At 70.6% G+C, this 24,936-nt stretch carries 21 protein-coding genes; 8 read left to right on the forward strand and 13 right to left on the reverse strand.

Going from position 1 to position 24,936, the window contains the following annotated elements; genetic code table 11:
- Positions 1–42 precede the first annotated feature (42 nt).
- From ABH925_RS03280 to ABH925_RS03315, 8 genes are all read right to left on the reverse strand, one after another.
- Positions 43–837, reverse strand: coding sequence for a DsbA family protein (locus ABH925_RS03280; protein ID WP_370145203.1), 795 nt, complete (start codon positions 835–837; stop codon positions 43–45).
- A 67-nt stretch (positions 838–904) separates the two neighbouring features.
- Positions 905–2,485 carry a glycosyltransferase family 39 protein gene (locus ABH925_RS03285; RefSeq protein ID WP_370145204.1) on the reverse strand — a complete coding sequence of 527 codons (1,581 nt, stop codon included), beginning with the start codon at positions 2,483–2,485 and terminating at the stop codon, positions 905–907.
- A 137-nt stretch (positions 2,486–2,622) separates the two neighbouring features.
- The gene (gene dxs, locus ABH925_RS03290) at positions 2,623–4,533 is read right to left on the reverse strand and encodes a 1-deoxy-D-xylulose-5-phosphate synthase (RefSeq protein ID WP_370145205.1); all 1,911 of its coding nucleotides are present in this window, start codon (positions 4,531–4,533) and stop codon (positions 2,623–2,625) included.
- A 252-nt stretch (positions 4,534–4,785) separates the two neighbouring features.
- Positions 4,786–6,048, reverse strand: coding sequence for a sugar ABC transporter permease (locus ABH925_RS03295; RefSeq protein WP_370145206.1), 1,263 nt, complete (start codon positions 6,046–6,048; stop codon positions 4,786–4,788).
- On the reverse strand, positions 6,045–6,824 hold the full coding sequence (locus ABH925_RS03300) for an ATP-binding cassette domain-containing protein (RefSeq protein WP_370145207.1): 780 nt from the start codon (positions 6,822–6,824) through the stop codon (positions 6,045–6,047). The genes ABH925_RS03295 and ABH925_RS03300 overlap by 4 nt, the downstream gene beginning before the upstream one ends.
- 236 nt (positions 6,825–7,060) lie before the next feature.
- Positions 7,061–8,185 carry a sugar ABC transporter substrate-binding protein gene (locus ABH925_RS03305; protein WP_370145208.1) on the reverse strand — a complete coding sequence of 375 codons (1,125 nt, stop codon included), beginning with the start codon at positions 8,183–8,185 and terminating at the stop codon, positions 7,061–7,063.
- Positions 8,186–8,306: 121 nt separating this feature from the next.
- Complete coding sequence (locus ABH925_RS03310) at positions 8,307–9,527, reverse strand: ROK family transcriptional regulator (RefSeq protein ID WP_370145417.1); 1,221 nt, start codon at positions 9,525–9,527, stop codon at positions 8,307–8,309.
- A gap of 259 nt (positions 9,528–9,786) precedes the next feature.
- Positions 9,787–11,214 carry a GH1 family beta-glucosidase gene (locus ABH925_RS03315; protein WP_370145209.1) on the reverse strand — a complete coding sequence of 476 codons (1,428 nt, stop codon included), beginning with the start codon at positions 11,212–11,214 and terminating at the stop codon, positions 9,787–9,789.
- A 78-nt stretch (positions 11,215–11,292) separates the two neighbouring features.
- Between ABH925_RS03315 and ABH925_RS03320 the strand changes: the two genes are divergently transcribed.
- Both ABH925_RS03320 and ABH925_RS03325 read left to right on the forward strand, forming a co-directional pair.
- Positions 11,293–11,925: a TetR family transcriptional regulator gene (locus tag ABH925_RS03320; protein ID WP_370145210.1), complete on the forward strand. Its 633-nt coding sequence runs from the start codon at positions 11,293–11,295 to the stop codon at positions 11,923–11,925.
- A gap of 84 nt (positions 11,926–12,009) precedes the next feature.
- Entirely contained in the window at positions 12,010–12,393 is a 384-nt protein-coding gene (locus ABH925_RS03325) for a hypothetical protein (protein ID WP_370145212.1), read from the forward strand.
- An 84-nt stretch (positions 12,394–12,477) separates the two neighbouring features.
- On the opposite strand, the gene acnA is transcribed toward ABH925_RS03325, so the two are convergent.
- Positions 12,478–15,186: an aconitate hydratase AcnA gene (gene acnA / locus ABH925_RS03330; RefSeq protein WP_370145213.1), complete on the reverse strand. Its 2,709-nt coding sequence runs from the start codon at positions 15,184–15,186 to the stop codon at positions 12,478–12,480.
- 150 nt (positions 15,187–15,336) lie between these two features.
- On the opposite strand from acnA, the gene ABH925_RS03335 reads away from it, so the two are divergent.
- A complete protein-coding gene (locus tag ABH925_RS03335) occupies positions 15,337–15,522 on the forward strand; it encodes a hypothetical protein (protein ID WP_370145214.1) in 186 nt (61 codons plus the stop codon).
- Here the strand turns inward: ABH925_RS03335 and argF are convergent.
- The 4 genes from argF to ABH925_RS03355 form a co-directional block, all read right to left on the reverse strand.
- A complete protein-coding gene (argF, locus tag ABH925_RS03340; protein WP_370145215.1) occupies positions 15,488–16,489 on the reverse strand; it encodes an ornithine carbamoyltransferase in 1,002 nt (333 codons plus the stop codon). The genes ABH925_RS03335 and argF overlap by 35 nt on opposite strands.
- A 171-nt stretch (positions 16,490–16,660) precedes the next feature.
- A complete protein-coding gene (locus ABH925_RS03345) occupies positions 16,661–17,236 on the reverse strand; it encodes a nitroreductase family protein (protein ID WP_370145217.1) in 576 nt (191 codons plus the stop codon).
- Positions 17,237–17,305: 69 nt separating this feature from the next.
- Positions 17,306–18,718, reverse strand: a complete 1,413-nt coding sequence (locus ABH925_RS03350) for a cation:proton antiporter (protein WP_370145218.1) — start codon at positions 18,716–18,718, stop codon at positions 17,306–17,308.
- Between the two features lie 299 nt (positions 18,719–19,017).
- Positions 19,018–20,004 carry a LuxR C-terminal-related transcriptional regulator gene (locus ABH925_RS03355; protein ID WP_370145219.1) on the reverse strand — a complete coding sequence of 329 codons (987 nt, stop codon included), beginning with the start codon at positions 20,002–20,004 and terminating at the stop codon, positions 19,018–19,020.
- 279 nt (positions 20,005–20,283) lie between these two features.
- Here ABH925_RS03355 and ABH925_RS03360 point away from each other — a divergent pair, with 279 nt between their 5' ends.
- From ABH925_RS03360 to ABH925_RS03380, 5 genes are all read left to right on the forward strand, one after another.
- Positions 20,284–20,406, forward strand: a complete 123-nt coding sequence (locus tag ABH925_RS03360) for a hypothetical protein (RefSeq protein WP_370145220.1) — start codon at positions 20,284–20,286, stop codon at positions 20,404–20,406.
- Between the two features lie 247 nt (positions 20,407–20,653).
- On the forward strand, positions 20,654–21,451 hold the full coding sequence (locus ABH925_RS03365) for a hypothetical protein (RefSeq protein ID WP_370145221.1): 798 nt from the start codon (positions 20,654–20,656) through the stop codon (positions 21,449–21,451).
- 191 nt (positions 21,452–21,642) lie between these two features.
- Complete coding sequence (locus ABH925_RS03370; protein ID WP_370145222.1) at positions 21,643–22,950, forward strand: SidA/IucD/PvdA family monooxygenase; 1,308 nt, start codon at positions 21,643–21,645, stop codon at positions 22,948–22,950.
- Positions 22,950–23,315 (forward strand): cupin domain-containing protein, encoded by a 366-nt coding sequence (locus ABH925_RS03375; RefSeq protein WP_370145223.1) that lies wholly within the window; start codon positions 22,950–22,952, stop codon positions 23,313–23,315. The genes ABH925_RS03370 and ABH925_RS03375 overlap by 1 nt, the downstream gene beginning before the upstream one ends.
- A complete protein-coding gene (locus tag ABH925_RS03380; protein ID WP_370145225.1) occupies positions 23,312–24,904 on the forward strand; it encodes a class I tRNA ligase family protein in 1,593 nt (530 codons plus the stop codon). The genes ABH925_RS03375 and ABH925_RS03380 overlap by 4 nt, the downstream gene beginning before the upstream one ends.
- Positions 24,905–24,936: the final 32 nt, after the last annotated feature.

The following is a 24,936-nucleotide window of genomic DNA, read 5'->3' on the forward strand; positions in this document are numbered from 1 at the left end:
CCGTCCTCCCGGTGAGGACGGGTCAGAACAACGGCGAGGACCCTACGCGGACGGGGACGGGGACGGGCTCGCCACCGGTGCGACCTGCGCCGCGGCGATCACCTGGGCGGTGATCTGCTGCGGGGTGAGCGAGCTGCCGCCGCCGACCAGGGTCTGCGGCTGGTCCTGACCGGTCACCTGCATCTGCAGTACCGGGGCGGAGCCCAGCTGGGCCGCCTTGAAGTCCTTGGTGGAGTCCTTCACCCACACGGTGTGGTCGCTGCCGTCGACGCAGCCGCGGAAGACATCCGTGTCCAGGCCCTTCACCTTCCTGGCGAGGCTGATCAGCCGGTCGTCGGAGGCGTAGGAGTCGTCGGACACCGCGGGCTGGTTCTGCAGCAGCACGTCCCGGTAGTCGCTGAAGAGTTTGGCGTCCTGGGCGCAGCCGAGGGCGTTGCCGGCCCGCAGCGAGCCGCTGCCGCCCTGTGCGGCGTCCACTCCGGCGACCTCGCGGTAGTACACGTTGACGGTGCCGGAGGCGACCAGCTGCGCCAGCATCGGGTCGTAGGTCCTGGCGAAGGCGGCGCTGCCGGGGTCGCGCATGTCCTCGAAGACGGTGAGCGTGACCGGCGCCTTCCCGTACACGGGGACGGCGAGGGCGCTGGGGCCCGCGGCGGAGGCCGGCGGGGCGAGCACCTTCGCCTTGTGGTCCCGGACCACGGCTCCGACCAGACCCGCGGCGACGAAGACGGCCAGCACGCCGCTGCCGATGACGGCCCAGCGCCGGACCGACGACCCGGTGCCGCGGGCCGCCGCGTCCGAGGACGGCCTGTCGCTCTTAGTGGCGGAGCTCTTCACGTCTGCTCTCATCTCCCATTCGAACCATGCACCCGAAAGGATGGCATCCGACAGGATGCCACGGGTTTCACGGTCCGGGAGAACCGGGTGCGGTTCTGCCCGGCTGTCCCCCCGGCCGATCGCGCAGCCGGTAGAGCACCGCGGTGCCGTCCGTCCCGACCCGGGTGTAGTGCGCGGCCAGCAGCTCCCGGATCGGGGCGATGAAGCGGGGCGCGTACGGCGCGGTGCCGGAGTCGTCGACGACCAGGGCGGGCGGATGCGCGGCCATCTCGTGGTCGAACACCGCCCAGGCCCCGGGCACGCCCCGGTCGACGCCGACACTGTTCGGGTCGCGTCCGCCGGCGAAGTTGGTGAGCAGCCCGGCGGTCAGGTAGCGGCTGGCCGGAGCACGGTCGGCCAGCCAGTACACCTCCGGGTGCATCCCCCAGACCAGGACCGGCTGCCCCGGGGCGGTCATCCGGTCGACCTCGGCGGCCACCGAGACGGCGTGCCGCAGCGCCTGCTGCGGCCAGAGGAAGCCGAGCCCGCAGAACACCGCGCCCGCCACCGCCGTGTACGCCAGCAACGGCCGCCAGCGCGCCGCGCCGCGCGCCACCGCGGCGACGCCCAGCAGCACCAGCGGTGGGACCAGCTGCAGGTAGTAGTGGCCGAAGAAGTGCAGTCCGGTGGCCACCCCGAGGGCACTGGCGGCCAGCCACACCCAGAGGTCCACGTCGTGGGGGTGCGCAGCGTGGGGGTGCACAGTGTGGAGGTGCGCAGCCTCGCGCGGCGGCCGGCGTCGGCGTGCCGTGCGCGCCCGGTGCGCCAGGGAGAGTCCCAGCGGCACCAGCAGGCCCAGCGCGGCCAGGGCCAGGATCCCGGCGTTGCCCAGCGCCCGTCCGGCCATGGGCAGCCAGGCGCCGTCCAGCGAGGCGTAGCCGCTGCTCCCGGTGACCACCCAGAACAGGAAGCCGCGCGGCCCGGTGGCCAGCGCCACCGCCAGCACCGGCAGTCCGAAGCCCAGCATCAGCGCGGGCAGAGCGGTCCTGACGTCGGTACGGGGAGCGGCGTCCGCCCCGCCGCCGTCGGCGCGGTGGCGGCTGTCCCGCCAGAGCAGCCAGAGCACCGGGATCAGCACCGCGCCGCCGGTCTGCTTGGTCAGCGCGGCCACCGCCGCCGCGGCCCCCGCAGCGGCCCAGCGGCGGTTCTGCGCCAGCCAGAAGGCAGCTGCGGTGGCCGGCAGCATGAACACCTCGAAGGTGGCCGCCTGGGTGTCCTCGGGCGACAGCCCGACCGACAGCAGCAGGTACAGCACCCCGGCCGCGGCCCCGGCCCGGTCCCCCCAGCGTCCGCGCGCGACGGCCGCCAGCAGTACGGCGGTGGCCAGGTGCGCGCCGATCGCCAGCACCCGCACCGGCCACAGCGACGTCGAACCGGACAGCGCGAACGCCCCCTGGTAGAGCCAGGGCAGCAGCGGCGGCTTGCGGTCGACCACGGTGCCGTAGAGCACCCCGCCCCGGGCCAGCATCCGCGCCTGCGTCGCCAGGTAGCCCTCGTCCGGGCTCCACACCGCGCGGGCGAAGGAGGCGGCGTGGGTGGCCGCGGCCAGCACCGCCAGGACCGGCACCAGCCGCCCCCAGTAGCGCCGCTCGCCGGGCAGAATCAGCACGCCTCACCCTATGCGCCCCGGGGATCCCCGGGGCGCACGCGCGGCCGCCTACTCCCCCGGGGTGACAGCCTCCGCCGGGCTGACGGCCTCCCCCGGGGTGGCGTGCGCGCCGCCCCGGGAGCCCCGTCGGGGAGCTGTCAGACGGTGATCCCGCCGGCGTGCTGCTTGACCACCAGGGCCGCCACGCGTTCGGCGATGGCGGGGGCGGTGAGGCCGATCTGTTCCATGATCTGGTCGCGGCTGGCGTGGTCCAGGAACTCCTGGGGGATGCCGAAGTCGCGCAGCGGCACGTCCACGCCCGCGTCGCGCAGCGCCTGGGCGATGGTCGCACCGACACCGCCGACCCGGCCGTTGTCCTCGACCGTGACCACCACGCGGTGCTCGGCGGCGAGCGCGGGCAGCGCCGGGTCGACCGGCTTCACCCAGCGCGGGTCGACCACCGTGCTGCTGATGCCCCGGGCGGCGAGCAGCTCGGCCGCCTGCAGGCAGGTCCCGGCCATCGCGCCGACGGAGACGAACAGCACGTCCGCGCGCACCGCGCCGACCGCCTCGCCGCCGTCCCGCAGCACGTCCATGCCGCCGATCCGGCCCACGGCCGGGATCGCCGGGCCGACCGTGCCCTTGGAGTAGCGCACCACCGTCGGCGCGTCGTCGACCAGGACGGCCTCGCGCAGCTGGGCGCGGAGCTGGTCGGCGTCGCGCGGCGCGGCGAGCCGCAGGCCTGGGACGACCTGCAGGATCGACATGTCCCACATGCCGTTGTGGCTGGCGCCGTCGGTGCCGGTGACCCCGGCCCGGTCCAGCACGAAGGTGACCCCGCAGCGGTGCAGGGCGACGTCCATCAGCACCTGGTCGAAGGCGCGGTTCAGGAAGGTCGCGTAGACCGCCACCACCGGGTGCAGCCCGCCGGTGGCCAGACCGGCCGCGCTGACCGCCGCGTGCTGCTCGGCGATGCCGACGTCGAAGGTCCGCTCGGGGAACTCCTTGGCGAAGGGGGCGAGGCCGACCGGGTGCAGCATGGCGGCGGTGATCGCGACCAGGTCGCGGCGCTCGCGGCCGAGGGCGACCATCTCCTCGCCGAAGACCGAGGTCCAGTCCTGGCCGACGGAGCTCTTCACCGGCAGGCCGGAGTCGGGGTGGATCACGCCCACGGCGTGGAAGCGGTCCTCCTCGTTCTGCTCGGCGGCCTGGTAGCCGCGGCCCTTCTGGGTGAGGCAGTGCACGATGACCGGGCCGCCGAAGCCCTTGGCCCGCTTCAGCGCGGACTCCAGCGCCTGGGCGTCGTGGCCGTCGATGGGGCCGATGTACTTCAGGCCGAGGTCCTCGAACATGCCCTGCGGGGCGATGAAGTCCTTGAGGCCCTTCTTGGCGCCGTGCAGGGTCTCGAAGATCTGCTGGCCGACGACCGGGGTGCGCTGCAGCGCGTCCTTGCCCCAGGACAGGAAGCGCTCGTAGCCCTGGGTGGTGCGCAGCGTCGCCAGGTGGTTGGCCATGCCGCCGATGGTGGGCGAGTAGGAGCGCCCGTTGTCGTTGACCACGATCACCAGCGGGCGGTCCTGGGCCTCGGCGATGTTGTTCAGCGCCTCCCAGGCCATGCCGCCGGTCAGCGCGCCGTCACCGATCACCGCGACCACGCTGTGGTCGGTCAGGCCCTGCAGTTGGTTGGCCTTGGCCAGGCCGTCGGCGTAGCCCAGCACGGTGGAGGCGTGCGAGTTCTCGATCACGTCGTGCTCGGACTCGGCCCGGGACGGGTAGCCGGACAGGCCGCCCCTGACCCGCAGCCGGGAGAAGTCCTGACGGCCGGTGAGCAGCTTGTGCACGTAGCTCTGGTGACCGGTGTCGAACAGCACCCGGTCCTTCGGGGAGTCGAACACCCGGTGCAGGGCGATGGTCAGTTCCACCACGCCGAGGTTGGGACCGAGGTGGCCGCCCGTCTTGGACACCTCCTCGACCAGGAATCCACGGATCTCCTCGGCCAGGACGGTGAGCTGTCCTGGGGTGAGCCGGTCCAGGTCGCGGGGTCCCCGAATGCGGGTCAGCAGGGCCACCCGTTCCTCCTTCGTCGCTGAGCTGAGAGGTTGAGTCTAGACGGGCCGGTCCGAGGTGGGGACCGGCCGCGGCGTCTTGTCCCGGAACGAGGAGTCCGGGCGGAAATCACCGGATATCCGGGAGTACACGCACGAAGACTGCCCGGCACCGGAGCGATTCGGTGCCGGGCAGTCGGTTCCACCGGCCGCACCCGTGCGGACCTCCCCCTCAGAGGTCGACCCGGGTCGGCTGGGCCGGCGGGTACGGGACGACTAGGCGCGCCCTGCGGACTTCTGGGTCCGGCGGGCCACCGAGTCGATGATCACCGCGGCCAGCAGCACGCCACCGGTGATCATGTACTCGACCGAGTTCGCCAGGCCGAGCAGGTCGAGGCCGGTCTTGATGGACTGGATCACCAGCACACCGAGCAGCGCCGACCAGACGGTGCCACGACCGCCGAAGAGGCTGGTGCCGCCGATGACCGCGGCCGCGATGGCCAGCATCAGGTTGATCGGGTCGCTGCCGGCCTGGTTGGCGGAGGTGATCTGGGCGGCGATGACCAGGCCGCCGAGGGCCGCGAAGCCGCCGCAGATCGCGAACACCGAGATCCGGATCATGGCCACGTTGATACCGGCGCGACGGGCGGCCTCGATGCTGCCACCGACCGCGAAGACCTTGCGGCCGTAGGAGGTGCGGCGCAGCACGAAGTCCGCGATCACCAGGCAGACCAGGAAGAGCACCAGGGCGTTGGGCACGCCGGCGTGCTGGTTGAGCACGTAGGCCGCGAGGAAGGCGGCCACCGCGAGCAGACCGCTGCGCAGCGCGATCTCGCTGGTGGGGCGGTAGGGCACGCCGGCCTTGCGGCGGCGGTTCTGCTCCAGCAGCGAGCCGCCGAGCATGGCGGCCACGGCCAGGGCGGCCAGCAGGTAGCCACCGGCGACGTCCCCGCCGAGGAAGAAGGAGCTGCCGCCGAGGATGTGGATGAAGCCGGTGTCGGCCAGGTTGATGGTGCCGGTGTTCCCGAGCAGCCAGAGCATCAGGCCCTGCCAGCCGAGGAAGCCGGCCAGGGTGACCACGAAGGCGGGCACGCCGATCTTGGCGAAGATCCAGCCCTGCAGGGCGCCGATACCCACGCCGGTGAGCAGGGTCAGCAGCCCGGCCAGCCAGATGTTCATGCCGTGGGTGACCGAGAGCACCGCGAAGATCGCGGCGGACAGCCCGCTCACCGAGCCGACCGACAGGTCGATCTCACCAAGCAGCAGCACGAACACCAGGCCGATGCCCAGGGTGCCGATGCCCACCATGTAGTAGGCGATGGTCTCGAAGTTGGCCGCGGTCAGGAAGGTCTTGTTCTGGACGCCGAAGACCACCCAGATGATGATCAGCCCGACGACGACCGGCAGCGAGCCGAGCTCGCCGCCGCGCATCTTGCGCTTGAACTCGGTGAGGTAGCCCTTGAAGCCCTCTTCGCGGACCAGCAGCCGGGGGTCGGTGACCGGTACGGCGGGCGTGTTGAGGTCGGTTCCGTTGCTCACTTCGACGCCTCCGTCGTACGTGCCTGACGACGGGTCACCGCGTTGTCGGTGGCGCCGGTGATCGCGGCGATGATGGTCTCCTGGCTGGTCTCCTGCACGGGGAAGGAGCCGTTGTTCTTCCCGAGCCGCAGCACCGACACGGTGCTCGCGACGGCGCGCACGTCCGCCATGTTGTGGCTGATCAGGATGACGCCGAGGTCGCGCTCGCGGAGCCGCTCGACCAGGTCGAGGACCTGCGCGGTCTGCTCGACGCCGAGGGCGGCGGTGGGCTCGTCCAGGATCACCACCTTGGGGTCGCCGACCAGCGCACGGGCGATGGCGACCACCTGGCGCTGACCGCCGGAGAGGCTGGCGACCGGGATGCGGACGCTGGGGATGCGGATGGAGAGGGTCTGCAGCAGCTCCAGCGCCTTCTGCTCCATCGCCACCTCGTCCAGCACGCCGCGGCGCAGCAGCTCGCGCCCCAGGAACAGGTTGCTGACGACGTCGAGGTTGTCGCAGAGCGCCAGGTCCTGGTAGACGGTCGCGACACCGAGGTGCTGGGCGTCCTGCGGCCGGTGGATGTTCACCGGCTTGCCCTCCCACTCGATGACGCCCTCGTCGATCGGGTGGACTCCGGCGATGGTCTTGACCAGGGTCGACTTTCCGGCGCCGTTGTCGCCGACCAGGGCGACGACCTCGCCGCTGTGGACCTCCAGGTCGACGTCGGTCAGAGCCTGGACGGCTCCGAACCGCTTGGAGACCCCGCGCAACGCCAGAACGGGTGCGCTTGTCACGTGAACCAACTCCTTGGGGGCCGGGGGTTCCCCCCGGGAATAACTGCCACCCGGTGCCTCGGGTGGCCCGCCGCGCTGTCCCTGGCGCGGGCGGGCAGATACACAGACTGGAACGGACGGTCGCGCGGGACCCCAGGACGGGAGAAGGGCGCCGGCTCACTGGCGGCGAGCTTCCTCCATGGTCCCGCGCGGCGCCCCGCTCGGGAATTCCCGTGCGGGGCGCGGTTGCGTCGGACCTACTTGATGCCGGCGGCGGTGCAGGCGGCCGCGTAGGCCGAGGTGCAGATGTCGCTGGCGCTGTAGAGGCCGTCGGCGACGACGGTGGACTCGACGTTGGTCTTGGTCACCAGGACCGGGGTGAGCAGGTCGGAGGGGACCTGGTCGCCGGAGCCGCTGGTCTTGGTGGTGGTGGCCACGCCGGTGATGGACTGGCCGTTCAGCAGGTCCACGGCGATCGTGGCGGCGGCGTCGGCCTCAGGCTTGTACGCCTTGTAGACGGTGTAGCTCTGGGTGCCGGAGATGATCCGCTGGATGGCGTCCAGCTGGGCGTCCTGGCCACCGATGGGCAGCGCGGACAGGCCCGCGTTCTTCATCGAGGTGACGATACCGGCGGCCATGCCGTCATTGGCCGAGTAGAAGGCGGCGATGTTCGCGGCACCGAGCTGGGTGATCGCGGCGGCGGCCTTCTGGGCGGCGACGTCGGGCTTCCACAGGCCGGAGGCGTCGTAGGCGATGTCGACCTTGCCCGCGACGGCGGTCTGGAAGCCCTTCTTGAAGTCGGCGGCGTTCGGGTCGGCCGAGTCGCCGTCGATCTCGACGACCTTGGCGGTCGGGGTGGCCTTGGCGCCGAGGGCGTCCAGCAGGCCCTGGCCCTGCAGCTCGCCGACCTTCTCGTTGTCGAAGGAGACGTAGGCCGAGACCGGGCCCTGGGCGAGCCGGTCGTAGGCGATGACCTTGATGCCCTTGGCGACCGCGGCCTGGACCGAGCTCTTGATGGCGGCGGAGTCCTGGGCGTCCAGGATCAGGACCTTCACGCCCTGGTTGATCATCGACGTGACCTGCTGGGCCTGGGTGGCCGCGCTGCCGGCCGCGTTGTCGTAGACGACGGTCGCGTTCGGGGCCAGCTCCTTGATCTTGGCCTCGATCAGCGGCTTGTCGAACTTCTCGTAGCGGGTGGTCTGGTTCTCCGGGAGGAGCAGGCCGATGGTGCCGGTGCCGCCACCAGCGGCGGCCGACGAGGAGGAGCCGGCAGAGGAGGACGAGGAGGAGCTGGAGCTTCCGGCCTTGCCACAGGCTGCCATGCCGAGTGCCATGGATACCGCGGCGGTAGCGACCACGGTGCGACGCAGAGTCGTGTTCATGTTTTGGGGTGCCTCCCTGACGCGGCCGCTGCTTTGCGACCGAGGTGACTGGGAGTCAACCTCCCAGGCGAGTCTGACGTCAATAAGTAAAACCTAGCTACCCCGAATCCGAACCCATTCGTTATCTTCCTGAAGGCAGGACTGCAACCGAACGGGTGGTGTCCCTGCTCTCAACGGCGGGCAATGCCCCGGAATCGCTCATTTCGGACATTACCAACGCCAAGGCTCCAAGAACCTCGGCGCGCCCACCCAGTGTGCCGGGAACCACGGTCAGCTGCCGGGCGGCGCTCGGGATGGCGTAGCGGGCCACCGACTCGCGTATCGGGTCCAGCACCAGGTCACCGGCCTCGGCGAGGTCGCCGCCGAGGATCACCCGGCGCGGGTTGAGCAGGTTGCAGAGGTTGGCGACCCCGGTGCCGATCTGCCGCCCCACGTCGGCCAGCACCCGGCGGCAGCCCAGATCGCCGCGCTGGGCCAGTTGCACCACCTTGGACAGGGTCAGGTCGGGCCCGTGGCTGGCGCTGAGCAGGTTCAGCACGTACCGGGAGCCGACGAAGGTCTCCAGGCAGCCGCGGTTGCCGCAGCGGCACACCGGGCCGGACTCGTCCAGGGTGATGTGGCCGATCTCGCCCGCGGTCCCGCCGGGCCCCCGGTAGATCTGGCCGGATATCACCAGCCCCGCGCCGACGCCGCTGGCGACCTTGATGTAGGCCAGGTCGGACAGTCCGCGCCCGGCGCCCCAGACCAGCTCGCCCAGGGCGCCCAGGTTGGCGTCGTTGTCGACGTACACCGCCATGCCGAGCCGGCCGGCCAGCTCCCGGCCCGGGGCGATGCCGGTCCAGCCGGGGAGGATCGCGGTGGAGCCGAGCGCCCCGGTCTCCCCGTCGATCGGGCCCGGTACGCCCAGGCCGACGCCGATGACCTTGTCGGTGCGGAAGCCGGTCTGCGCCAGCAGCCGGCCCACCAGTTGCTCGGCCCGGCCGAAGCCCTGGTCGGCGGAGGCGTCGGTGTCCAGCGGCTCGCTCTCCTCGGCCAGCACCCGGTGGGCCAGGTTGCCCACCGCGACCCGCAGGTGGGAGTGGCCGAAGTCGACGCCCACCACGATGCCGGCGTCCGCGCTGAGCGAGACGCTGCGCGCCCGGCGACCCCCCGAGGAGGTCGGCGTGACGACGACGGTCTCGGCCTCCTTGAGTTCACGCACGATGTTGGACACGGTGGCGGCGGACAGTCCGGTGGTCCGGGCGATCTCCGCCTGGGTCAGCGACCCCGCCATCCGGACTGCCTTCAGCACGCGCTCCAGATTGGCGCGGTGCAGTGACGACTGCGATCCCGGCGTCTCCACGGACATGATTCACCCTCCCGGACCCCGGCTCGGCCAGGGCCCTGCCGCGGTGTTGCGGCGGAGCTCGACTACAACTTGTGAAGCCTAAGCTCAGCCAATACCCCGTTCTCCCGTCAAGGCTGAAGGGGGATCGTTGCCAAACCTATGCCGGGGCCAGCCGCTATCCGGAGACATGAGTTCCTCTCATGTTTTAGCCGGGCACCCAGCATCGGCACCCGGCATTCGGACGCGGCATCCGGGGACGCGGCCCGGACCCGCGTCACTTCGGTGCGCCGCCGGCGGCCGCGCCGCGCCGGTGGGCGGCGATCTTGTCGCGGTACCAGGCGTAGGAGGCCTTCGGGGTGCGGACCTGGGTGGCGAAGTCCACGTGCACCAGTCCGAAGCGCTGGTGGTAGCCCTCGGCCCACTCGAAGTTGTCCAGCAGCGACCAGGTGAAGTAGCCGCGCACGTCCACGCCCTGCGCCACCGCCGCGGCCACCGCGTCGAGGTGCGACCCGAGGTAGGCGATCCTGGCCTGGTCGTCGACCACCCCGCCGACCAGCTCGTCCGGCTGCGAGCAGCCGCTCTCGGTGATCCACACCGGCGGCAGCGCCGCGCCGTAGCGCTCCCGGGTCCGCAGCAGCAGTTCGGTCAGGCCCTCCGGCACCACCGGCCAGCCGAAGGCGGTCCGCGGGTAGGCGTCCGCGTCCGGCTCGACCAGCTCGAAGGGCAGCCCGGAGTCCGTGGCCTGCGGCGTCTTGTTGTCCGGCGTCTTGTTGTCCGGAGCCTTGTTGTCCGGAGCCTTGATCCAGCTCGGGTTGTAGTAGTTCAGGCCGAGCCCGTCCAGCGGCGCGGCGATGGCCGCCAGGTCGCCGTCCCGGACCACGCCGCCCCAGGACGGGTCGCCGACGCCGTAGGCGGACAGGTCGGGATAGCGGCCGAGGAACAGCGGGTCGTTGAACAGCCGGTTGTGCAGCGTGTCGTAGGCCTCGGCGGCGGCCAGGTCCGCCGGGCTCCCGCCGGCCGGCCGGACCGGGGTGCAGTTGTTGGCGATCAGCACCCGCTCCGCCCCCTGCCCGCGCAGAGCGGCCACCGCCAGCCCATGGCCCAGCAGTTGGTGGTGCGCGACCGGCAGCGCGTCCAGCATCAGCGCCCGGCCGGGGGCGTGGACGCCGAAGGCGTAGCCGTACGCCATGTGCACGAAGGGCTCGTTCAGCGTGATCCAGGTGCTGACCCGGTCCGCCAGCCGCCCGGCGGCGACCGCGGCGTACTCGGCGAAGCACTGGGCGGTGTCGCGGTGCAGCCAGCCGCCGGCGTCCTCCAGGGCCTGCGGCAGGTCCCAGTGGTACAGCGTCGGCGTCGGCTCGATGCCGTTCGCCAGCAGCTCGTCCACCAGCCGGTCGTAGAAGTCCAGTCCCTGGACATTGACCGGGCCGGCGCCGGACGGCTGGATCCGCGGCCAGGAGAGCGAGAAGCGGTAGGCGTCCAGACCGAGGCCCTTCATCAGGGCCACGTCCTCGGCGTAGCGGTGGTAGTGGTCGCAGGCCATGTCGCCGGTGTGCCCGTCGCGGATCACCCCGGGCCGGGCGGTGAACTCGTCCCAGATGGAGGCACCCTTGCCGTCCTCGGCCGGGGCCCCCTCGATCTGGTACGCGGCGGTCGAGGCGCCCCAGCGGAAGGAGTCGGGAAGCCGGGGCGTGGGGTTCATGGGCCGCTCCTGATGAACATGAGTAGTACTCGCGTTATCTGCTCGCCAACGCTACACCTGATCCGGCAGAGTGGGAGCATGCACACCGCAGTACGCCGACGCCCCGTCCAGCGCCGCAGCCTGGAACGGTTCGAGCGGATCCTGGACGCCTGCGCGGAACTCCTCGACGAGGTCGGCTACACCGGGCTCACCACCAAGGAGGTGGCCCGCCGGGCGCAGGTGCCGATCGGCACGCTCTACCAGTTCTTCCCCGGCATCGAGGGGCTGCTCGGCGCGCTGGCCGAACGCAACCTGGAGCACTTCGTCGCGCGCCTTTCCGGCCGGCTGGAGGCCGCACAGCCGGCCGACGTGGGCGCGCTGGTGGACCTGGCGATCGAGGAGTACGTCGCGATGCGCCGGTCCGTGCCCGGCTTCGGCGTGGTGGACTTCGGCGCGATAGGCATCGAGGACGAGGCCAGCATCCACCTGCTGGACGCCGTCCTGGACAACAACAACGCGGTGGCCGAGCGGCTCTGGACGCTGGCGTCCGGCCTGCTCCCCGAGGAGGGCCAGGACCCGGCGGACCCCCGGCCCAACCCCCGGCTGGCCCTGCGGATCGCGCTGGAGTGCGCGGACGCCATCCTGCGGCTGGCGTTCCGGGTCGACCCGGACGGCGACCCGGTGCTGATCGCCGAGTGCAAGCGACTGCTGCGCGGCTACCTGCGCACCTGAGCCGGGCCTCGGCCCGGAGAGTAGGTCCGGAGCCTAGGTCCGCGGACCGAGGCGGCGCGGCGCCCGCGCGGGGAGACTGCGGATATGAGTACTGCGGGTATGAGCATCGAGGAGCGGGACACCGGGCCGGAACTCCCCGAGGGGCCGGTCCGGCAGCTGGTCGACGCGGTCCGGCGCGGCGACGCGCGGGCGTTCGCCGACCTCTTCGCCACGGACGGCGCCATCGACGACTGCGCCATCGACGACTGGGGCCGGGTCTTCGTCGGCCGGGACCGGGTGGAGTTCTGGAACAGCAGCGAGTTCATGGGCCTGGACGGACGATTGACGATCCGTCATGTCGCCCTGGAGGAGCACCCGGTGCTGACCGTCGACATCGCCACCACCGGCGGCTACAACGGCCCGGGCAGGCTGACCTTCGTCCTCACCGGGGACGGCCGCCGCATCCACCGGCTGCTGATGACCGACTGACCCGCGTACCGGCCCCGGACATGCGCGTGACCGCGCACCGTCCGGGGAGGGTACGCGGTCACGGGCGACTGCCGCTGTGTGCGCCTACTTGGCGATCAGCGAGCGCAGCACGTACTGCAGGATGCCGCCGTTGCGGTAGTAGTCCGCCTCGCCGGGGGTGTCGATGCGCACCTTGGCGTCGAACGTGATGTCCCCTGCGGTGACCTTCACGGTCTCCGGGATGCCGCCGTCGTTCAGCGCGGTGACGCCGGTGATGGAGAAGGTCTCCTCGCCGGTCAGGCCGAGCGAGTCGGCGCTGGCGCCCTCCGGGTACTGCAGCGGGAGCACGCCCATGCCGATCAGGTTGGAGCGGTGGATGCGCTCGTAGGACTCGGCGATGACGGCCTTGACGCCGAGCAGCGCGGTGCCCTTCGCGGCCCAGTCGCGGGACGAGCCCGAGCCGTACTCCTTGCCCGACAGGATCACCAGCGGGGTGCCCGCGGCCTGGTAGTTCTGCGCGGCGTCGTAGATGAACGACACCGGTGCGTCGGCCTGGGTGAAGTCCCGGGTGTAGCCGCCCTCGGTGCCCGGCGCGATCTGGTTGCGCAGGCGGATGTTGGCGAAGGTCCCGCGGATCATCACCTCGTGGTTGCCACGGCGCGAGCCGTACGAGTTGAAGTCGCGCTTCTCCACGCCGTGCTCGGTGAGGTACTGCGCGGCCGGGGTGCCCGGCTTGATGTTGCCGGCCGGGGAGATGTGGTCGGTGGTGACCGAGTCGCCCAGCTTGGCCAGCACCCGGGCGCCGGAGATGTCGGTGACCGGGCTCGGCCGGTGCGCCATGCCCTCGAAGTACGGGGGCTTGCGGACGTAGGTGGACTCGCTGTCCCACTCGAAGGTGTTGCCGGTGGGGATCGGCAGCGACTGCCAGCGCTGGTCGCCCGCGAAGACGTCCGAGTAGTCCTTGGTGAACATGTCCTGGTCGATGGACGAGGCCACAACCTCGGCGATCTCCTGCTCCGACGGCCAGATGTCGGCGAGGTAGACCGGCTTGCCCTCGGCGTCGGTGCCCAGCGCGTCGCGGGTGATGTCGACGTTCATGTTGCCGGCGATGGCGTAGGCGACCACCAGCGGCGGCGAGGCCAGGTAGTTCATCTTGACGTCGGGGTTGATCCGGCCCTCGAAGTTGCGGTTGCCGGAGAGCACCGAGACCACCGCGAGGTCGTGCTCGTTGACCGCGGCGGAGACCTCTTCCTGCAGCGGGCCCGAGTTGCCGATGCAGGTGACGCAGCCGTAGCCGACCAGGTTGAAGCCCAGCTTCTCCATGTAGGGGATGAGGCCGGCCTTCTCGTAGTAGTCCATGACGACCTTGGACCCGGGGGCCAGTGTGGTCTTGACCCACGGCTTGGCGTGCAGGCCCTTCTCCACGGCCTTCTTGGCGAGCAGGGCGGCGCCCAGCATCACCGAGGGGTTGGAGGTGTTGGTGCAGGAGGTGATCGAGGCGATCACGACCGCGCCGTTGTCGATCTCGTAGGTCGAGCCGTCGGCGGCGGTGACCAGGGTCGGCTTGTGGATGCCGTTACCGACGGCAGGGACGTCGGAGGCCGGGAAGGACTCCTTGCCCGCCTCGTCGTCGGTGGAGATGTAGTCGCGCACGGCGGTGCGGAACTTCTCGGCCGCCTCGGCCAGCACCACGCGGTCCTGCGGGCGCTTCGGGCCGGCGATGGAGGGGACCACGGTGGCCAGGTCCAGCTCGATGTACTCGGAGTAGACCGGCTCGACCGACGGGTCGTGCCACAGGCCCTGGGCCTTGGCGTAGGCCTCGACCAGGGCGAGCTGCTGCTCGGAGCGGCCGGTCAGCCTGAGGTAGCTGATGGTCTCGGCGTCGATCGGGAAGATGGCGCAGGTGGAGCCGAACTCCGGCGACATGTTGCCGATGGTGGCGCGGTTGGCCAGCGGGATGGAGGTGACGCCCGCGCCGTAGAACTCGACGAACTTGCCGACCACACCGTGCTTGCGCAGCATCTCGGTGATGGTGAGCACCAGGTCGGTGGCGGTGGCGCCGGCCGGGAGCTGGCCGTTCAGCTTGAAGCCCACCACGCGCGGGATCAGCATGGAGACCGGCTGGCCCAGCATCGCGGCCTCGGCCTCGATGCCGCCGACGCCCCAGCCCAGCACGCCCAGGCCGTTGACCATGGTGGTGTGCGAGTCGGTGCCGACGCAGGTGTCGGGGTAGGCCTGGCCGTTGCGGACCATGACGGTGCGGGCCAGGTGCTCGATGTTGACCTGGTGCACGATGCCGGTGCCCGGCGGGACGACCTTGAACTCGTCGAACGCGGTCTGGCCCCAGCGCAGGAACTGGTAGCGCTCCTTGTTGCGGCCGTACTCGATCTCGACGTTCTGGGTGAACGCGTCCTTGGTGCCGAACTTGTCGGCGATGACGGAGTGGTCGATGACCAGCTCGGCCGGCGCCAGCGGGTTGATCTTCGCCGGGTCGCCGCCCAGTTCCTTGACGGCCTCACGCATGGTGGCCAGGTCGACGACGCAGGGGACGCCGGTGAAGTCCTGCATGATCACGCGGGCGGGCGTGAACTGGATCTCCTGGTTGGGCTGGGCGGTGGCGTCCCAGTCGGCGAGCGCGCGGATGTGGGCGGCGGTGATGTTCGCGCCGTCCTCCGTGCGCAGCAGGTTCTCCAGGAGCACCTTCAGGCTGTAGGGAAGGCGCTCGGAGCCCTCGACCTTGTCCAGCTTGAAGATCTCGTACGACTCGTCGCCCACCTGCAGCGAGCTGCGGGCGTCGAAGCTGTTGGCGGACACGACTGTCTCCCTGTGCGTCAGACCGAGGATATCTTGATGTCGAGATAACCATAGTGCATCCCCGCCCGCACGGCGACGCACTGCGGCGCGCGCGGCGGACGGGGTCTACCGTGGGGGACGGCCGGACCGACCGAGACGAGGATGCGACCGATGCACCAACTGCTGAACGGCCTGGGCGACGCCGCGGGCTGGCTGATGGACGTGACCGGCACCGTGGCGATGATCGTGTTCTTCGTCGCGCTGGCCCTCCTGGTGGCCTCGGTGCCGATCTACACGCTCTACTCCGTCATCACCGGCGGGGTCAGCCGGCGAGGGTCGCGACCAGCACGGCCTTGATGGTGTGCAGCCGGTTCTCGGCCTGGTCGAAGACCAGCGAGTGCGCCGACTCGAAGACCTCGTCGGTGACCTCCAGCTCGGTCAGCCCGGTGTCGGCGTGGACCTGGCGGGCCACCTCGGTCTCCAGGTCATGGAAGGCCGGCAGGCAGTGCAGGAACTTCGCGCCGGGGTTGCCGGTGGCCCGCAGCGTCTCCATGGACACCTGGTAGGGACGGAGCAGCGCGATCCGCTCCGCCCAGAACTCCTTGGGCTCGCCGATCGACACCCAGACGTCGGTGTAGACGAAGTCCGCACCGAGCACGCCCTCGGCCACGTCCTCGGTGATGGTGATCCGCGCACCGGTGGACCCGGCGATGGACCGGGCCTGGGCCTGGACCTCCTCGGCCGGCCACAGCTGCTTCGGCGCGACCAGCCGGATGTCCACGCCCAGCAGCGCACCGGCGACCAGCAGCGAGTGGCTCATGTTGCTGCGGGCGTCGCCCAGATAGGCGAGAGCGGTCTCGGCGAGCGGCTTGGAACCGTGCTCCAGCACGGTGAGGAAGTCCGCGAGGGTCTGGGTCGGGTGCCACTCGTCGGTCAGGCCGTTCCACACCGGGACCCCGGCGTGGGCGGCCAGCTCCTCCACGACCGCCTGCTGGTAGCCCCGGTACTCGATGCCGTCGAACATCCGCCCGAGCACCCGGGCGGTGTCCTTCACCGACTCCTTGCTGCCGAGGTGGGAGCCGCTGGGGTCGAGGTAGGTGGTGCGCGCACCCTGGTCGGCCGCGGCGACCTCGAAGGCGCAGCGGGTCCGGGTGGAGCTCTTCTCGAAGACCAGGGCGATGTGCTTGCCCTGAAGCCTGGGCTCCTCGGTGCCCGCACTCCTGGCCGCCTTCAGCTCGGCCGAGAGGTCGAGCAGTGAGCGGAACTCCTCGGGGGTGAAGTCCAGCTCCTTGAGGAAGTGCCGGTGCCGCAGATTCGAGGCCATGGTCGGACTCCTGGGATGACGGGGGCATTGACCCAGGAATTGTATACATAGATAGGCATGATTATGCGGAGCATCCGCCATCCGGGCCCACTCCCCACTTCCACGCGCGCCGCCGCGGGGCTCCGCACCCCGTGCGGGGCCCCGCCGCGCGACCGGGATCAGAGTCCGAGATCAGACAGCGGCGACCTGCCGGGCCCGGACCGATTCGAAGGTGGTGACCCGGTCGCCGACCTCGACCAGCGGACGGCGTGGCGAACGCGCCCTGGCCGGGTCCGGGGTACCGATGTCCAGCGAGCCGAGCAGCCGTTCGGCACCGGAGAGCCCGAGCAGCTCGCCCGCCGCGAGGCTGCGGGTCAGCCGGCCGGTGCGCCAGATGCTGCCGTAGCCGCGCGCGTGCAGCAGCAGCATCAGCGAGTGCGCCATGCAGCTGGCCGCCGCCAGTTGCTCCCACTCGGGGATCCGGTGACCCTCCTGCGGGGCGAAGACCAGCGCCGCCACCAGCGGGGCGCGCCTCAGCCGGGCCCGCACCTGGTCGGCGGGCAGCTGGTCCTCCTCGGCCGCCAGGCAGGAGCCGAGGATGTCCCGGTCGTCGTCGCGCAGCAGGATCCAGCGCCAGGGGCGGAGGTTGCCGTGGTCGGGGGCGGCGGTGGCGCCCTGCAGCAGATAGGTGAACTCGGCGTCGCCCGGTGCCGGAGCCGCGAGCACCTGCTCGCTGCGACGCGTGAGGATGGCCGTCATGACGTCCATGCGGAACTCCTTGCGGGATCGAGGTCGGAAGAATTCGAGGCCTGAAGAGATCGAGTCGATGGGACGCGTTCAGGACGACAGGGGCGCGCCGTGGCCGAGGCGGCGCAGCAGCGGGGCGGTCATGCCGGTGGTGACCAGCGCCATCAGCACCATGATGGTGAACGCGGTGCGGTTGATCACACCGATCTGAAGCCCGGTGGTGAGCACCACGATCTCGGTCACCCCACGGGCGTTGAGCAGCATCCCGAGACCGAGTGAGTCGCGCCAGGACATCCCGCCGGCCCGCGCGCAGAGGGTGGCGCTGCCCAGCTTGGTGCCGACCGCGAGCAGCAGGATCAGAGCGGCGGTGAGCAGGTAGGACGTCCTGGTGAAGACGCCGGTGAGGTCGAGCGCCAGGCCCGTCGAGGCGAAGAACACCGGCAGCAGCAGGGCCCGGTTCAACTGGCCCAGCCGCTCCGGTACGTCACCGAGGAAGGCTGACCCACGGGGCAGGATCAGACCGGCCACGAAGGCGCCGAAGATGGTGTTCACGCCGATCCGGTCGGTGAGCGCGGCCAGGCTGAACACCAGCAGCAGCACCGGGACCAGCCGGGCGGCGGTCGACGCCTTGCGTCCGGCGAGCCGGTCCGACGCCCGCTGCAGCAGCGGCTTGACGACCAGCAGCAGCAGCGTCGCGATGACCGCGACGGCCGGCAGCCGCCACAGGGCGCCCACCGCGCTCCCCGCCGTGATCACGCTCATCACCGCCGCCAGCGCGCACCAGGCCATCACGTCGTTGACGCAGGCGCAGATCATCGCCAGGTTGCCGAGCCGGGTCCCGGTCAGTCGCAGGTCCTGGACGATCCGGGCCAGCACCGGGAAGGCGGTGATGCTGATCGCGGTGCCCATGAAGATCACAAAGGTGCTCCGGCTCGCACCGGCGCCGGCCAGCTGGGTGTAGAGCATCGGCACCACCATGACCGCGACCGCGAAGGGCACGACCATCGTCGCCTGGCTCAGCATGCTGATCGCGCCGCGCTGCCGCCGCAGGATCCCGGGGTCGAACTCGACGCCGACCGCGAACATGAAGAGCATCACCCCGACCTGCGCCAGCGAGGAGAGGTCGGCCCGGATGCCGAGCGGGAACAGCGCCCGGCTCACCGAGGGCAGGAAGTGGCCCAGGAGCGACGGGCCGAGCAGTATGCCCGCGGTGATCTCGCCCACCACCGAGGGCTGGCCGACCCGCCGGGCGAGCCGGCCGCCGAGGTGGGCCAGGCCACCGATCACGGCGACCGCGGTCAGCAGCCGGAACACCGCCGGCAGCGCCGGAGCGGCGACGGGGTGGGACCCGGCGGCCGCGCCGGGCGGCCCGCCGTGGCCGAAGAAGAGGACGGAGGCGGCCAGCGCGGCGGCGGCGAGCGCCGTGAAGCCGGCGGAGACCACCATGATGCGGACCGGATAGCGGATCAGGAGTCGGGGCACGGACGTGTCGGACAGGGCCATGGGGTACTGCCTCTCGGATCGGGACCAGCTCGGCAGAGGCTGACGTGGCATCAGCCCGCGTACGGACGCGGGCGGGTGTCAGCAGGAAAAGGTGTGGCAAGGTGCCTGAGTGGTCCGGAAGACCGGAGAAATCGCTGCCCGGGGACGGGTTGTGTGCGGTACGTCCCAGGGACTCGCACCCACTGCGCCGGTTCAGGGCGGCAGTGCAGGGGGGCGGCGCACGACATGCTAGGCGCAAGTCCTGAGTCAACTCAAGTACTCAGCCCCACAGCACTGATGGAATGCCGTGCCCGCGGAGCTCACACCGCGCCCGGCTCCTGGTCCAGCAGTCCGTGCGTGGCGATGAGGTAGCCGAGCTGGGTCGGGCTCGCGCTCTCCAGCTCCTCCGAGATCTTGCCGACCAGGCTGGTGACGGTCCGTGCGCTCATGCCCAGCTCCCGGGCGATCTTCGTCTGGGTGTGGCCCTGGACCAGCATCCGCATGATCGCCTTCTGGATCTCGGTGGCGACGATGCGCGGCTTGGCCGCCCCCGGGGTCGGCATGTCGAAGGGATGGGCCCGGTTCCAGACGTTGTTGAAGACCCCTTCGAGGAACCGGACGATCGCCGGGTGGCGCACCTCCAGCGCCTCCTGGCCCCGCTGCGGTCCGGTGGGGATGTAGGCGACCGTGCTGTCGCAGATGATCAGGCGGTCGATGACCTCGTCGACGGTGCGGACCTGGGCGCCGCCCTCGGAGATGCCGCGGATGTAGTCCAGCGTCGGCTCGTGGCTGCGGACCGTGTGCTGGTAGATGATCCGCTGCTTCACTCCGCGCCGAAGCGCGATCAACTCCTTCTGGAGGGCCCGCTCCAGGAGTTCGGGCGGGCGTCTGCCGCCGGGCTGGATGGTGAGCAGCTCGTCCTGGCAGCCGTCGACGGCCGCCTGCAGGATCGAACTGATGGTGTCCCCGCCCTGTATCAACCGGACGTCGGGGGCGCGGTGCCGCTCGGCCACCGCGTGCACCCGGTCGGCGGCGGCGAACGCCTTCTCCGCGGCGGCGATGACCTCCAGCTGGTCCAGCGCCGCACGGCGCAGCGGATTGAGGACCAGGGTCGCCGCGGTCGTCGGGGGTACCGGGACGAGCACGCCGTCGTCGGCCAGCGAGACCAGCCCGAAGTGGATCAGGCACTCCGGGGCCATGCTGACCCCGATGAAGCCGGTCTCAATGGCCTCCGCGTAGCGCCGGAGCCCCTCGTCGCACAGCTCGCCGGCCCCTGGACCGCCCGATATGCCCGCCGATGTACACATGTGCACCCCCTGCGTGATTGCGCAATGCGTGGACAGCACTCCCTCAACCAATGGGGTCCGACCTGACGCAGTGCCACGATTGATTCAGGCGCAGAACACGGGTCAGGGCCCGGAAGCGCCGGTGCGGTCGCCTGAGCGACAAAAGCGGAAGGCCATCATTCTTCTACTCCGGGGGTAAGACAAGTGAGTACTGCACACAGCAAGCGCGCACTGAATGTCGTCGCGAAGATCGCAGGGATCAGCATAGCTGCGCTCGCGATCGCCGTCCCCGTCCAATCCGTGAATTCCGGCGCACACCGGGCACCTGTCCAGCAGGTCCGGACCGTGGCCGACTCGCAGTGGGGCGACACCCAGCCCGTCGGCGGCAGCCAGCCCGTGAGCGGCACCCAGCCGTCCGCCTGACCTGAGGCCGCGGCGGCTCCGCCCCGCAGGCGCACCACCCCGCTCCACCTCCGCCTCCACGCGAGGCACACACCTCCCGCATGAATCCTTCGGGAACGCATGCCCTCAAACTGACGACTTATCCGGCAATAGCCGGACAAGTCGCCCATGGTGACGCGATGCGCCGGCCGGCAGTCGTCCGTCGGCCGGCTCGGGAACGTCACGAGCACATCCCTCCCGCACCCCACCGAACAAGGAGCACAGCACGATGACCGACACGCAGTTGGAGCGCGGCCCCGCGCTTTCCCTGCTGGCCGAGACCAGCGTTCAGTCCTTCGAGTCCACCGTCGAATACCTGGAGTGGCTCTACGGCCGCCGAATCGACGACCGCGCCGACCCGTCCTCTCTGGAGTGGCTGAACCGGCTCATCAAGTCCGGCGCCCGCGGCCACGGGCACATCGACAATGAGATGCATGTCGAGGTGCTCGGAAACACTCTGTCCGAAACGGAACTTGCGAAGTTCCTGAGCGCCTACTACTGGGGTTCCAACTACGGATTCAACAAGAAGGTCCTCCCGGAAACCCTGCGCGCCACCGACAACGACTGGTACCGCGAGTACATCAAGGGAATCATCCGCGAGGAGAACACCCCGAGCAGCCACTGGGGAATCTTCAAGCGGTTCATGGAGAGCCTCGATTTCGATCTCGGAGAAATGCCGGAGTCGGCACAGGAGTTCGTCGCCAAGAACAGCGCGGGCTACCAGGCCGAGCTGGGCCACGCCATCGGCTACGCCCTGGCGGTCGAGGTCGAGTCGGACTTCCAGCTGTCGCTGATCAGCCTTCCGCTGCTGGAGCGGTACCCGGAGAAGACCGCCGAGACCCTGTTCTTCGACATCCACCTCGACTCCAGTGGCGAGGAGGAGCACGCCCGGGCCACCTGCGAGACGGTCGAGAAGCTGCTCGCGGCCGGCGAGGTCTCCCGCGCCGACATCGAGGCCGGCTTCACCCAGGCCATCCTCGACACCCGTGACTTCATGCTGGCGATGCTGCACGAGGTCAAGGGCTGACAGCCCGCCCCAGCCAAGCCGGGTGTGGACGACCCGCACCGACCGGACCAGTACGGCCGGCGGCGACGGACCCTCTGTCGCCGCCGGTCGCCCGGCCCCGGCCCCGGTCGCACCCAGGTCCGCTGAGTTCTCAATCCGGCCCGCGCACCACACCGCGTGCGGGGCCCCCGTCCGTCAACGTAGGAGGTCGAATGGATCGCCAAGAGGTGGAAATCCTCGCCATCGGCGCCGGACCCGCGAGTCTGGCCCTGGCGGTGGCCATGGAGGAACTGGCCCCGGAGCTCGCCGTCCGGACCCTGGTCATCGAGCAGAACGAGGACGCCGCCTGGCAGCGCGGGATGCTGCTGCCCTGGGCGCAGAGCCAGGTCTCGTTTCTCAAGGACCTGGTCACCCCGAGGAATCCGACCAGCCGCTACTCCTTTCTCAACTACCAGCACTCCATAGGCAATCTGGACGAGTTCATCAATCTGGGCAGCCCCAACCCGTACCGGCTGGAGATATCCGGTTACCTCCAGTGGGTGGCCGAGACTCTGCCCAACGTCCGTGTGCAGTACGGCAAGCGCTGCTCCGCCATCGAACCCCGGCGCACCGCGGGCGGGGAGGTCGACGGCTGGATCGTCCGCACCGCCGACGGCGCCGAGATCGTCGCCCGCGACCTGGTCATCGGTGGCGGCCGGGACGCCCTGGTGCCCGCCGAGTTCACCGGGCTGCCCGCCGAACGGGTGATCCACAGCACCGAGTTCGCCACCAGGATCGGCAAGCTGGACCCGGACGGCGCGCACCGGATCGCCGTGATCGGCGGGGCGCAGAGCGCCGCCGAGATGCTCTGGTCGGTCCACAAGGACTTCCCCAGGGCCGAGTGCACGATGATCGCCCGCTCGGTGGGCCTGCCCATCTACGAGGTCAGCAAGTTCATCAACCTGCTCTACTACAACTCCTTCATCGACGAGTTCTACTCCGCCCCGGCGGAGACCCGCGAGCTGATCCTCAAGGGGATGCACCGCAGCAACTACGCCGGCGTCACCACGCCGATGCTGGAGAACCTCTACCGCGAGACCTATCTGGAGCGGCTCACCGGCACCGAGCGGCTGCACATCACCTCGCTGTCCGAGGTGGTCTCCGCCCGGATGGAGGAGGACGAGGTCGTCCTCGACGTCTTCGACCGCAAGAACGGCAGCACCACCGAACTGCGGTGCGACGTGGTGCTGCTGGGCACCGGCTACGTCCGCGAGATGCCGGCCGTGATCACCGGCCTGGCCGCCGCCGTCGGCATCGACACGCTCAGCGTCGACCGCCAGTACCGGGTCGAGCTGCCGGAGGACTACACCGCGTCGGTCTACCTGCAGGGCGTCAACGAGGCCACCCACGGCATCGCCGACTCGCTGCTGAGCGTCGTCGCCTTCCGCTCGCAGGAGATCGTGCAGGACCTGCTCGCCCGGCGCACCGGCCGACTGCTGCTGGAGAGCGTCACCCGACCCACCCAAGGAGCACTGCTGTGATGGAGATCCGCAGTCTGGACCGTGCCGGACTGAAGTCCGACAACGAGCTGCTGGCACAACGTCTGTTCCCCTGGCCGCTGTTGAACGCCCCGTTCGAGGGCTCCTGGAACGTGGTCGTCCCCGGCGCCGCCTCCGGCGCGCACAGCCACCACGAGTACGAGATCTGGATCGCCCTCACCGGCGAGGCCGAGCTGATCGTCGAGGGCGAGAAGGTCCCCTTCACCGCCGGCGACGTGGTCCACTTCGAGCCGCAGACCCACCACCAGGTGGTCAACAACGGTGACGAGCCGTTCCAGATGTACGCGCTGTGGTGGGACCAGGAGCTGGCGCAGGGTTTTGTGACGCGGCACCAGGACGCGTCATGACCGCCCCCGGCCCCCGGACGATCATCGTCTCGGCGACCCCGACCCCCAACGGCGACCTGCACGTCGGCCACCTGGCCGGCCCCTACCTGGCCGGCGACGTCTACGCCCGCTACCTCAGGGCCAACGGCCGCTCGGTCGTCTACACCACCTGCACCGACGACAGCCAGAGCTACGTGGTGACCACCGCCAGACGCCGCGGCACCACGCCCGAGCAGCTCACCGCGAACTCGACGGCGGAGATCGCCAGATCGCTGGAGCTGATGGGCATCTCGATGACCGGGATGCCGCCGATCGACGACCGCTACCGGCAGACCGTGCTGGACTTCATGACCCGGCTGCACCAGGCGGACCGGTTCCAGCTGAAGACCGTCACCCTCCCGTACGCCAAGCACTCCGGCACCTTCCTCTACGACGGCTTCGTCGGCGGGGTCTGCCCGGTCTGCCTGTCCGCCTCGCGGGGCGGGGCCTGCGAGGACTGCGGCCACCCGACCAGCTACGACGACCTGCTGGATCCGTACTCCACGATGGACCCGGCCGACCCGGTGGTCCTGCGCGAGGTCGAGATCCTGGTGCTCCCGATGGAGGAGTACCGCGAGCAGCTGACCTCCTGGTTCAAGGAGCGCCAGGACCGCTGGCGGCCGCACGCGCTGCAGCTGATCCGTGAGCTGCTGGCGCGACCGCTGCCGGACATCCCGGTGACCATCCCCGGCGACTGGGGCATCCCCGCCCCGTTCCCCGAGGTCTCCGGCCAGATCGTGTACCCGTGGATCGAGGCCATGCCCGCGTCGATCCTCAGCACCGCCTGGGCGATCGAGCAGGCCGAGGGCGCGGCGGCGGCGGACGAGCCCGACACCCACTGGCGGGCCGAGCACGGCGCCGAGCTGGTCTACTTCCACGGCTTCGACAACGTGTACCACTGGGGGCTGATGGACCTGACCTTCCTGCTGGCCCACGGCAACCGCTACATCACCCCCTACACCAGCGTCTGCAACGAGTTCTATGACCTGGACGGCGAGAAGTTCTCCACCAGCCGCGGCCACCTGATCACCGCGGCCGAGCTGATGGCCGAGGTTCCGCAGGACATCGCCCGCTTCTACCTGGCGCTCACCGCACCGGAGTTCCAGCGCACCAACTTCACCAGGGCCGAGCTGCGCAGCGTGACCGCGAAGCGGCTGATCGAGCCCTGGGGCGCGCTGTCCGACGCCCTGGCCCGGGCCACCGACGGCCTGGACCGCGGCACCCCGCTGCCGACCTCCCAGGCAGGACGCCGCCGGGCGGCGGCACTGGTCGAACGGTTCCGGCTCTGCTACGAGCTGTCCGACTACAGCCTGGTGCGCGCCGCCGAGACCATCGCCCGGCAGCTGGAACGGCTGCGTGACAGCGCGGTGGCCGTCGCCGCCCGCCGCGACCGGGCCGGCCTGGCGGACCTGCTGCTGGAGGTCCGCACCCTGCTGGCCGGCGCGGCACCGATCCTCACCGAGGTCACCGACCGGGCCCGCAGCGCCGGCGTCGACCTGGCCTTCGGGGCCGACGCGCCGGCGGCCATCGCACCGTTCGCGCTGCCCCGGCTGACCGGCTCCGCCGGATGACCCCCCGCTGAACCGGATCCGACAACGGACCA

Source organism: Streptacidiphilus sp. EB129, assembly GCF_041262645.1.
Classification (GTDB): domain Bacteria; phylum Actinomycetota; class Actinomycetes; order Streptomycetales; family Streptomycetaceae; genus Streptacidiphilus.